General features: G+C 67.5%; 8 protein-coding genes and 1 tRNA gene. 5 read left to right on the forward strand and 4 right to left on the reverse strand.

Annotated features, from left to right (window positions below):
• Position 1: 1 nt before the first annotated feature.
• Together LBC97_16305 and LBC97_16310 are read right to left on the reverse strand one after the other, a co-directional pair.
• On the reverse strand, positions 2-565 hold the full coding sequence (locus LBC97_16305) for an FHA domain-containing protein (protein ID MDR2567579.1): 564 nt from the start codon (positions 563-565) through the stop codon (positions 2-4).
• A 25-nt stretch (positions 566-590) separates the two neighbouring features.
• Positions 591-1,310: a DUF3662 and FHA domain-containing protein gene (locus LBC97_16310; GenBank protein ID MDR2567580.1), complete on the reverse strand. Its 720-nt coding sequence runs from the start codon at positions 1,308-1,310 to the stop codon at positions 591-593.
• 130 nt (positions 1,311-1,440) lie between these two features.
• Between LBC97_16310 and LBC97_16315 the strand changes: the two genes are divergently transcribed.
• Both LBC97_16315 and LBC97_16320 read left to right on the forward strand, forming a co-directional pair.
• Positions 1,441-1,524 (forward strand) — tRNA-Leu (locus LBC97_16315).
• Positions 1,525-1,825: 301 nt separating this feature from the next.
• Entirely contained in the window at positions 1,826-3,076 is a 1,251-nt protein-coding gene (locus LBC97_16320; protein MDR2567581.1) for a DUF4143 domain-containing protein, read from the forward strand.
• Between the two features lie 515 nt (positions 3,077-3,591).
• Here LBC97_16320 and LBC97_16325 read toward each other — a convergent pair.
• Positions 3,592-4,572 carry an NAD-dependent epimerase/dehydratase family protein gene (locus tag LBC97_16325; GenBank protein ID MDR2567582.1) on the reverse strand — a complete coding sequence of 327 codons (981 nt, stop codon included), beginning with the start codon at positions 4,570-4,572 and terminating at the stop codon, positions 3,592-3,594.
• 25 nt (positions 4,573-4,597) lie between these two features.
• Positions 4,598-5,677 (reverse strand): alpha/beta hydrolase, encoded by a 1,080-nt coding sequence (locus tag LBC97_16330; protein MDR2567583.1) that lies wholly within the window; start codon positions 5,675-5,677, stop codon positions 4,598-4,600.
• 490 nt (positions 5,678-6,167) lie between these two features.
• Between LBC97_16330 and LBC97_16335 the strand changes: the two genes are divergently transcribed.
• The 3 genes from LBC97_16335 (at position 6,168) to LBC97_16345 (ending at position 10,454) form a co-directional block, all read left to right on the forward strand.
• Entirely contained in the window at positions 6,168-8,663 is a 2,496-nt protein-coding gene (locus tag LBC97_16335; GenBank protein ID MDR2567584.1) for a hypothetical protein, read from the forward strand.
• 143 nt (positions 8,664-8,806) lie between these two features.
• Complete coding sequence (locus LBC97_16340) at positions 8,807-9,475, forward strand: response regulator transcription factor (protein ID MDR2567585.1); 669 nt, start codon at positions 8,807-8,809, stop codon at positions 9,473-9,475.
• A gap of 106 nt (positions 9,476-9,581) precedes the next feature.
• Positions 9,582-10,454 (forward strand): hypothetical protein, encoded by an 873-nt coding sequence (locus LBC97_16345; protein ID MDR2567586.1) that lies wholly within the window; start codon positions 9,582-9,584, stop codon positions 10,452-10,454.
• Positions 10,455-11,037 lie beyond the last annotated feature (583 nt).

The raw sequence follows: 11,037 nt of genomic DNA on the forward strand, positions 1-11,037 counted from the left end.
GCTACTTCAGCACCTCCAATGTCGTGTTGCCGATCCGGATCGACTGGCCCGCCGTCACTTCGATCGGGGCCGCAATTCTCTCACGGCCAAGGAACGTGCCGTTGGTCGAGCCCAAGTCTTCCAGCACCCAGCCGCCATTGCGAGGTACCAGTTGGGCGTGGCGTCCCGAAGCGAAGTCGTCGTCCAAAACCAAATTGGCGGTCGAGGAGCGGCCGATCACGACCGGCGCCCGGGTCAGGGGCAGCGTGGTGCCGCGCAGCGGACCGGACTTGACGACCAACCGGGTCGGGACCCCCTGCCGGACCGGCGTGGCGGCAGGGGCTGCGAGCGGGGCGGCGTGGGGCGTGACCGCGTGCGGCAGGGCGGGCGTGGCGGCGGCGAATTCGGCGGGCACGGCGACTCGCTGCCGGCGCTTTGAGTTCGGCCGGTCGTTCGGCACGGCGTCCCGCCGCCGGATCGTGGTCCCGTAAATGTCGCGGCGCAACGTCACCAGGGCCGCCAGCACGAACAGCCATAGCACCAGCAAATAGCCCAGCCGGAGCAACGAGACCGACAGCTCTCCCATGCGTCAACCTTAGTTGGGGCGGGCGTTAGTTCTCAGGATCAAAACCCAAGTCGGTGGATTCGCCGGTCCAAAAGACCACTTGGGTGCGCCCGACGGTCAACGTGTTGCCGTCCACCAGCAAAGCGTTGGTGATGCGGTGTCCCTCCACGAAGGTGCCGTTGGTGGAGCCCAGGTCGGTGGCGATCGGGCCGTCCGGCGTGAGCCGGATCTCGACGTGCCGCCGCGAGACGCCCGTGTCCTCCACGATGATGTCCGCGTCCGAGCCGCGTCCGATCACCGTGACCGGCCCGGTCAGCAGGTAGCGCTGGCCGTCTATGTCCACAATCGGGTGCCGGGAGGTGGCCGGCGCCGGCCCGGCCGGCGCGACGGCGCCCCGGACCGTCTCCGAACGGACCCGGAAGACGCCCACCTCGAGTTCGGGGTCCTCCTCGAACGTGACGGAAACCGGCCCCACAAAGGCGTAGCGCTGCGAGGCGGCGTGTTGGGCCACGCCTTCCTGGAGCTCTTCCCCCATCGCCTCCGCGCCCCAGTCCAAAATGCGGTCGAAATCTTGAGTCGAAAGCTCAATGACGAATTCGTTGGGCACCACGGCGCGGCCGCGGGCCAACACGGCCGCCTTGTCATCCAACTCGCGCCGGAGCGCCGAAGCCAGGTCCACTGGTTTCACCTCACTACGTGATGCTTTGGCGAAAGCGCCGTTGACTGCGCGCTCAACGCCTTTCTCAAACCGGTCGAGGAATGCCATCCGCTATCCCTCCCCACTGCAAGAACGTAGCCAATGGTAACGACTTCCTTCCCCCGAGCCCATAGGTCTGGCGGTCAGACCACGTCCCAGATTCCCCGTAGACGCATTTCATGCTAGCCTCATCGCTTGCGCGCGAGTGGCGGAATAGGCAGACGCGCACGGTTCAGGTCCGTGTGCCCGCAAGGGCATGGGGGTTCAACTCCCCCCTCGCGCACAACCAGCTCCAGCCCGGAGGCCGTTAGGCTCCGGGCGTCCGCGGCCCGGCTCCAGAAGGCGCCCGACCGACCCGGCGCACGCCCGCCTTTCGCGTTTAGCCGCTTTGGCCGCCCGTTGCCCGATGCCGTCTGCGGGCCCCGGCGTGTTTCCCCAGGTTGAGCTGCCGGTGGCGTCCGCCGTGGGGCGGAAACGACTGCTAAGGCAGGGTGGAAACGACTACTGCGGTAGGGTGGAAACGACTACTAGACGCTCAGGAGGGGGACGCCGCCGTGGCTTCGAGTCGCTATCTTCCGAGGATCGTGGACGCCGATCTTGCCGAGATGTTGGCGGCGCTTCCCGCAGTCGCGCTCGAGGGCGCGAAAGCGGTGGGGAAAACCCGCACCGCCGAGCGGGTCGCGAGATCGGTGTTTGCCCTGGCCAGCCGCAATGTGCTGCTGAATGTCGAGGCGGATCCGGCTGCGGTGGCCGCCGCCGCCGAACCAGTTTTGCTCGATGAATGGCAGCGGGCACCCTGGATTTGGGATGAGGTCCGGCAGTGGGTGGACCAGGAACCCCGGCCGGGACGTTTTGTTCTTACGGGCAGTTCGGCGCCCCGTGGGGCGCGGATTCATTCGGGGGCAGGCAGAATTCTGCCGATCCGAATGCGGCCGTTGTCGCTTGCGGAGCGCCTTGAGGGCGGCGGAGTGAGTCTCGGGCGGCTCTTGGGCGACGGGGAGGCCAGCCCGGTCGCGGGCGAATCAAAGCTGAGGTTGGCGGACTACGTTGACGAAATCCTTAGATCCGGCTTCCCGGCGATCCGGGACCTTCCCGTCCACGCGCGGGACAGGGCACTTGACGGCTACCTTGAGGCCGTGGTCGCCAAGGAGTTCCCCGAGCAAGGCCTGACGGTGCGCAAGCCGCAGTTGTTGAGGGGTTGGATGAGGGCCTACGCGTTGGCGAGTGGCAGTACCGCGAGCTACACCACCATCTTGGATGCGGCCACGTGGGGCGTTGGCGACAAGCCGTCGAAGGCGCAAACACTGGCGTACCGGGACACCTTGGCATCCCTGTGGCTGGTCGACCCGGTCCCGGCCTGGGACGCCGCCGGCACAGGCCTTGCGACCCCGCTGGTCAAGGCGTCCAAGCACTACTTGGCCGACCCGGCGCTGGCCGCCAGGCTGGCGGACATGACCTCGAACACCTTGTTCGCCGGACCCGGGCCGGACCCGCTGGGTCTGCAAGGCGGCTCGCTGTTGGGCCGCCTGTTCGAGTCGTTGGTGGCCTTGAGCCTTCAGACTTACGCCGCCGCTTGCGGCGCAAAGCTCTTCCACTTGCGCACGGTGTCCGGGCACCGGGAGGTGGACTTTGTGGTGCAGCGCGGCCGGTCGATTGTGGCCCTGGAGGTGAAGCTGGCGGCAGCCGCGCTGGACAAAGACGTCCGTCATCTCAACTGGCTTGAGAGCGCCCTGCCCGGTCAGGTCGCCGCCAAAGTCTGCGTCACCACAGGCCCGCGCGCCTACACCCGTCCCGACGGAGTGCATGTGGTCCCGGCGGCGCTCCTGAGGCCATAGACCCGGTCCGAAAAGCCGGGGCGTGGCGCCGCGGCCGGCAGTCGATGATGACCTCGGGCGGGGCCGTAAGACGGGCCACACGGTCCGACCGGTCCCAGTGACAGTCCGCTGTCGTTGGTCAGACTGGCCGTGCGGGAGGCCATCTTGACCACCGGGGCCCGGCTGGCGTCATTGCGGCGGTCTGGAGCGAGACAGAGTTATACCCAGAGTTTTCCACAGGGGCGAAGAAGCGCGGCAATGCCCTGTGGAAAGAGAGGTGCACCCTGTGAATAACATGGTTGAACACCTGTGGATAGAGCGGTGACCTGCGGAAACGAGGACCAGCTGCCTAACTTGACAAGGCGGCCGCCTGTGGATAAAAGGGGGCCTTCGTGCCCGGAGCCCGCTGCGCGCCAGGCTTCCTACCGACTTCGGGCGCGGCCGGATTGACCTGAAACTGGCTTCGGTGGCCGTTTGAGGTCAATCATGCCCGCCGGAGCGTGGGGCGATAACGGATCACGCGGCCGAATCAGGGCCTACAAGGCCGCCAGCTTGTCAAAGGCCGCGTCCAGTTCCGGCGAGGGCACGGCCAAATGCGGGTGGGAATCGTGGAAGCTGACGTATTGGGCAGCGCCGACCCGCCAGGGGATCTTCTGCGCGAACCCGGACGCGATCGCCCGCACCTTCGAGTTGTCGAAGACCACCGAGTGGGCTTTGTCGCCAATCAACCCGTCCAGCGCCTCCGGGATGAACCGGCCGATCATCGAAGAGGACACGTGGACCAGCGTCGGGTTCTTGACCCCCGCGGCCAAAGCCAGGTCCCGGTAGATCGCGTCCCACGGGGCGACCTCGTCGCCCGTGATGTGGAACGTGTTCCCAATGGCCCGGCGGTCGGCGAACAGCGGCACAAAGCAATAGGCGAAGTCTGAGGCGTGCGTCAAAGTCCACAGCGACGTGCCGTCGCCCTGCACAATCACGGGTTTGCCCGCCCGCATGCGCGCCACGTCGGTCCAGCCGCCCAGGGTCACCGACATGGCGGCATCGTAGGTGTGGGACGGCCGGACAATGGTGGCCGGGAAGCCCTCCCGCCGGACCAAGTCGACCAAGTAATCCTCGCATGCGATCTTGTCGCGGGAGTATTGCCAGAACGGGTTGACGAGCGGCGTCGACTCGGTGATCGGCAGGGAAGCGACAGGCTTCTGATACGCCGAGGCCGTGGAAATGAAAATGTACTGCCCACACCGGCCGGCCAGCAGCTCGACGTTCCGCCTCAGCCGGGCCACGTCGAAGGACAAGAAGTCCGCCACCACGTCGAATTCGCGCCCGGCCAGCGCCACCTGCAAGGAGCCCGAGTCCGTCACGTCCGCCTTGATCCATTCCACCCCGTCCGGCAGCGGCCGGATTTGCGACAACCCCCGCCCCACCGCGCTGACGTTCCAGCCCGCCTGTTGGGCCGCCCGCACGCACCACCATGAGATAGTCCCAGTGCCGCCAATGAACAGGACGCTTCCCTCCATAGCCGGTCCCCACTCCCTCCCGAAATCAGTCGATCATGTTCGCCGCGGCGGCCGCCACCACCGCCGGGTCGATCAGGATCCGGTGATGGCCCAGGCCCTCGGTCGTCACCAGCGTGGCGCCGGCCCAAGAGGCCGCGATCCCCTGCGCAACACGGTAGGGGGATTCCTTGTCCACCGCGTCGTGGATGACCAAAGCGTCCGGCAACAGCCCGCTCGCCCCCATTTCCGCGATGTCGAAGTCCGCCAGCTTGACGTGGGCCCGCTTTTCCATTTCCTCCGTCAGCATTCGCTCCGCCCGCTTGCCGAACCCCAGTTTGCGCGCGAACGTCTTCGCCACCGCCCGCATGTCCGGACTGGGCGAAACCAGCGTCAGCTTCTCAAACTCCGCACTCCCGTTGAGGTAGCAACGGCATGCCGCCGCGCAGCCCAGCGAGTGGGCTATCACGCCATACGGTTGCCCGATCCCGTCCGCCACCTTTTTCAGAGACCGCATCAGTTCGCCGCCGCTTGAGTGGGTTGGGCCGTGCTCTCCCGGCCCCGAGTCGCCATGCGACAGCGCGTCGAAGGACACCACCCTGAACCCGGCTCGGGTGAGCGGCTCGACGAAGGCGGCAACTTGGCCGCGCCACCCGCCCCAACCATGGACCAGGAGAACGGTCTTGGGTTCGGATTCGGCCGCAGAAGACCAGCCCGCGCGGGCCGGGCGGCCGGCGGCCGGCTGGGCGGCATCGGCGGCGGGTGAGTGGCCCTGGGCCGGCGCGGAACTGTCGGGCGCGGGCGCGGGTTGCCGGGCCGGCGGGGAGGCTGGGGGCGGCTGGGCGGCATCGGCGGAAGGGTGGCTGTGCGGCTCCCAGGTCTCGACCACCAGGTCGGAGCCCAAGACGGTGGGGATTCGGCTGATGGAGCCGGGCCAGGGCCGGTTGTCCTTGCGGCGGCCGGGGTTGCCGGGGAGCTTGCACCAGATGCGGGCCGCCGCCTTGGCGGCCAGGCGGGGCGTCAGCAAACCGCCGCCCACAAAGCCGACCCAGCCAACCATTTGGACGGCTCGCTTGCGCAGGGACGGCTTGCGGCGCGGGACGCGGGTGGGCAGGTCTAGCCGGGTCATGATTGGTTCAGACTAGTCCGCTTCGCCGACGCCGCGAAAGCCGGGATTCCGTCCACTCGCCTCCGCGAGAGCCGGATTCCGGCCGGCGGTTGCCCGCCAGAGCCCCATTCTGTCTGCTTCGGTCCCGCCGCTCGCCCGGCGGCCCGGACGAACGCGGATCGCGCTGGACAAAACGCGGCTTTCGAGGAGGGGGGGTGGATACGCCCGGCCTTTCGCGGGTGGCCTATAGAACAGACGAGGTTCGCGGGCGCGCCGACCTGGCAGAGTGACCGAAACGTGATCCTTTCGTTATCGAATTGGGGCGCGGGAGTCCAGATTGTGACGCGGGGTGGGCCGTTTTTGCGCCTCGGGGGCGCGGGCGGAGGATAGTGTCGCCGGGTGTGGCAAGCTGGGCGTTGCCGCGGCGCGGCCCAGCACCGAAAACCGCAAGCCACCACGGCCGGACCCGGACCCTCGGGCGAGGCGACCAGCACCCGAAGGAGGACCGGCTATGGCTTGGCAGCCGATTGAAGACCCGCTGGACCGCACGCGCTTCCCGGTCGACCCGTGGCGGTTGGCCGAAGTCGCGTACGACCAACGCGACATTGGGGTGACCGAGACGCTGTTCGCGGTCGGCAACGGCTACATGGGCATGCGCGGCAATCCGGAGGAGGGCCGGGTCGCCTACGAGCACGGCACCTACATAAACGGGTTCCACGAGACTTTCCGCATTCGCCACGCGGAGGACGCCTACGGCTTCGCGACCGTGGGCCAGACCATGGTCAACGTTCCGGACGCCAAGGTCATTCGGCTCTACATTGACGACGAGCCGCTCTTGCTGACCGTCGCCGACTTGCAGGAATACCGCCGCACGCTGGACTTCAGGACGGGCCAGCTCAAACGGCACCTGGTTTGGCGGACGCCGTCCGGCAAGCTGGCCAGAATTGTCACAACGCGGATGACTTCGTTGACGGAGCGGCATTTGGCGCTGATGACCTATGAGGTGACGGTTGACCGCGACGCGCCGGTGACGCTGTCCTCCGGGATCATCAACCGACAAGACGGCGAGGACGAATACCACGTCTCCGGCCCGGACGCGGGCAACCCGGCATGGGATCCGCGCAAGACCGAGACCTTCCCGGAGCGGGTGCTGCTGCCGGAGTTGGCGGAGCAAGACGGCGCCGACGGGCCGGTGTTCCTGGGCTACCGGTGCGCCAACTCGGGCATGACGGTGACGGTGGGGGCAGCGCACGAACTGGTCACGGACAACGAGTTCTCCCGGACCGACCTGGTTTCGGATGACCAGGCGGAGACCCGGTTCACCGTCAAGGCGCGGGCCGGGGTGCCGGTGCGGCTGACCAAACTGGTGGCGTATCACACGTCCCGCGGCGTCCCCCCGACGGAGTTGCGGGAGCGCTGCCGGTTGACCTTGGGCCGGGGCGCGGAGCGCGGAGCCGCCGGCCTGGCCGAGGATCAACGCCAGTTCCTGGACCGCTTCTGGGACCGGTCTGATGTGGAGGTGCTGGGGCAGGGCGCCACCCAGCAGGCGGTGCGCTGGAACCTGTTCCAAGTCCTCCAGGCCTCGGCGCGGGCGGAGGGCGTGGGCATTCCGGCCAAGGGTGTCACCGGCTCGGGCTATTCGGGGCACTATTTCTGGGATTCGGAAATCTACGTTCTGCCTTTCCTGACCTACACCACGCCGCGTTGGGCCCGCAACGCTTTGCGGTTCCGCTACACCATGCTCGATGCCGCGCGGCGGCGGGCGCTCGAATTGTCGGAAGTCGGCGCCCTCTACCCGTGGCGAACCATCAACGGCGAGGAGGCGTCCGCCTTCTACGCCGCGGGGACCGCGCAGTATCACATCGACGCGGACGTCGCGTACGCGTTGACGCAATACCTGCGGGCGAGCGACGACTTCGGCTTCCTGGAGCGCGAGGCGATTGACATTCTGGTCGAGACGGCCCGCATGTGGCAGGGGCTTGGGTTTATGCGCGAACCCGGGCGCGGCGCCCCGGTCGAGTTCTATATCCACGGCGTGACGGGGCCGGACGAATACACCACGGTGGTGAATGACAATCTTTTCACCAACGTCATGGCGCGGTTCAACCTGCGGGCGGCGGCGCGGGCCGTTTACCTGCTGAAAGACAACAACGAGGTGGCCTATGGCAAGGCCGTGGCGCGTTTGGGGCTGCGCCCGGAGGAGCCGGGCGAATGGCTGGAGGCGGCCGAGGCCATGCACATCCCCTACGATCCGTCGCTGGGGATTCACCCGCAGGACGATCAATTCCTGCAAAAGGAGCTGTGGGACTTGGCGGCCACGCCGGCCTCCAAGCGGCCGTTGTTGCTTCATTACCATCCGCTGGTCATCTACCGCTTCCAGGTCCTCAAGCAAACGGACGTGGTGCTGGCGCAGTTCCTTTGCTCGAAGGATTTCACGGCTGAGGAGAAGCTGGCGGATTTCGACTATTACGATCCGCTGACCACCGGTGACTCCTCGCTCAGCGCCGTGGCGCAGGCGATCATGGCGGCGGAGGTCGGCTACCAGGAATTGGCCCAAAAGTACTTCTACGCCGCGCTCTACGTGGATCTGAGCAACCTGCACGGGAACGCCGTTGACGGCGTGCACGTCGCCTCCGCCGGCGGAGTGTGGTCTTCGCTGGTGTTCGGCTTCGCCGGGCTGCGGGACTGGGAGGGCCAGTTGTCATTCGAGCCGCGGTTGCCGGAACTGTGGGACGGGGTCTCATTCAAGCTCGCCTTCTGCGGCACGCGACTCGGCGTGTTGCTGACGCAGGAACGGATCGAGTTCACCTTGTTGGAAGGGACCGCGACCACCGTTTGGGTGCGGGGCGAGCGCGTGGAAGTCGGGCCCGGCGGCCCTGTGGCCGTGCCGTTGGCGGATCAAGGCCCGCGCCTGCTGGGCGCGCCCACGGCGCGCGACATCACGGGAGCCGTCAGGGCGGACGGTTCGGTCATCACCGCCACGGTGCCTACCCCGGTGGGGGACTGACGCTCGGGCGGCGCCGTGACCCCGGGGCCGTCGGGGTGCGGCTTTGCGGGACAGCGGGGCCGGGGGAAGTTTTAGGTGAAAATGTCGTCTTGTCGGCCAGCCTAAATGGCCGCGGAGCGGCAATTCGTGTCAATGTTGACCCCATGGTGTTTGGCAATTCCCCAACTGCGGCAACGCCGGAGGCAGACGACTCGCTCGCCATAACCGTTGTCGTGGTGGACGATCACCCCGTGGTGCGGCGCGGCATGGTGGATTTGCTGCGGGAAAGCCCGGATATCGAAGTGATCGGCGAGGCGAGCACTGGCGAGGAAGGCGTGCGGGTGGTCCGCGAGACGGCACCGGATGTGGTCATGATGGATTTGGAAATGCCCGGCAGAGGCGGCATCTGGGCCATTTCTCAAATCCTGGCCGACTCGACCCGTGCGGGAGCGAACACGCAGGTCTTGGCCGTGACGGTGTTCGAATCGGACGCCCGCATCAAAGAGGCCATAGCGGCGGGGGCCGCCGAATACCTGATCAAAGCCAGCCGCCCGGAGGTCTTCGCCCAGGCGGTGCGGCGGGTGGCGGCGGGGCGCGCCGTGTTGACCGCCGAGGTCAAGGCTGCTTTGGCGAACCGCAAAGGCGGCTTGTCGAAAAGGGAGACGGAAATCCTGCGGCTGGTCGCCAAGGGAATGTCCAACATTGAAATCGCGGAGGAGCTGTACGTGGCTCCGTCTACCATCAAGACGCTGCTGACCAGGATCTACATGAAACTAGACGTGGCCGATCGCGCGGCTGCCGTCGCCGAGGCGCTGGCCCGCGACCTGATCTAGCGGCCGGGTCGCCGCGCCAAAGTCCCCCGTTTGGGGGACGCGAACATCTGTCCGGGTGCGTTTCAGTGGATGCTGATTGTTTGTGACATGGCGAAAGGCTCTTGGGGTGTTGGCGGTCGCTCCCGCCGAGCCGCGCCGCGGTGCCAACCGGGAGGCGGTGAACCCGAACGTGGAAGGAGCCCCGAACGCGGGCGGCCTGAACGCGGAGCACTCGGTCGCAACGGACGGCCAACGCTGCGACGTGACGCGCAGCGTCACCCTGGGCGGTTTGGACGCCAGCTTGTGCGTGGATTCGGCGGCGGCTCGCCACGCGGAGGGGTGGTCCTCTCTGGTGACCGTGACAGCTTGGCGGGAGGCGGCGAGCGCCCAAGCCTCCGGCCACACGGCCCCAAAGCTGCTGCCGCCGCATCTTCCCCCGCGCGCGGGTTTGACGCCGGGGTTCGCCGCGGTCACGGTCGAGGTCAAGGGGATGGGCGGGGACAAAGCCGACGCTCCCCGTGACGGGATCCTGGTCGAATTGCGCGGCGGCGGCCGGTTCGCCAGGACCGCGTACACCAACGAGGAGGGCTGGGCCTTCTTCTTGGTGCAGCCGTCCGCGACCGGCGGCGACTATCAGGCCAGGCTGTTGGGCGGACACGGGCCGGGAACCTATGTGGCGCCTGGCGGAGCCGCCAAACCAACCCAGGCCGTCTCAACCCTCGCCCCAGGCGCGGACCGGCTGGTGACCTTCGAGGCCTACGACCTGGCCGCCCGGCTGCGGGTCGACGTGGCCAATTGGGACGGGATCGCCCGGCCGATCACCCTGTGGGCTTCGGCCGGGGGCGCGGCAGTCGGGGCCGCGCAACAGTACAACGGCGCCGCCGTCCTGTTCGACCGCCTGTATCCCGGCGCGTATTCAGTCGAGTTGAGCGGCGTGCCCCCTGTGGCCGTCACCCTGGCGGCGAACGAGACAGGCGAGGCGACCCTGGTGCTGGCGTGAGCCCCGGTCGCTCTTCGACGCGGAGCGCCGCCCGCGTCATGCGGCCTGGACCGGACCGCCAAGAAGGCTCAGATTCCCCCATTTGGGGGACGCGCGAATCCGCCGAAGGCGGTTGGCTAGTAATCACCCCGTTCGTCCAGAACACCTCCCAAGGCGCCCTGAGACGATCGGCGTTTTTCGGGTGCTGATAGCGGTCGGGTTGGGGTCCTTGCCGCAAAAGGGGCCTGGCGAGCGCGGCGGCCTTAAGGGCCGCGCGCGGCCAGACGGCGTTACCGAAAAACGCGGGTCTCAATTGGGCGGTGGTCGGGACGCACGGGGTCATTGACCGAATTGGATTATTCGAGTTTCCAGGGCTCGAAGTACGGACTGGGTCACTTCCTATGGTGTGTGCCGCCCCCCGTTTGGTTCAAGGACTGGTCAATGGGGTACCGGTCCGGCGCGCGCGCTCGCTCGGCGGTTGGGGGTGCGGATTCGCTATAGCAGCGGCGCAAGCACACGCTAGCCGGGCCGCCGGGCCGGTACCCCAAACTTCCCCGGCGAGCGGGCCTCGCCACAGCCGCGCCGCCGGCAGTTGCCTGAAGGG

The organism is Bifidobacteriaceae bacterium, assembly GCA_031281585.1.
GTDB lineage: Bacteria > Actinomycetota > Actinomycetes > Actinomycetales > WQXJ01 > JAIRTF01.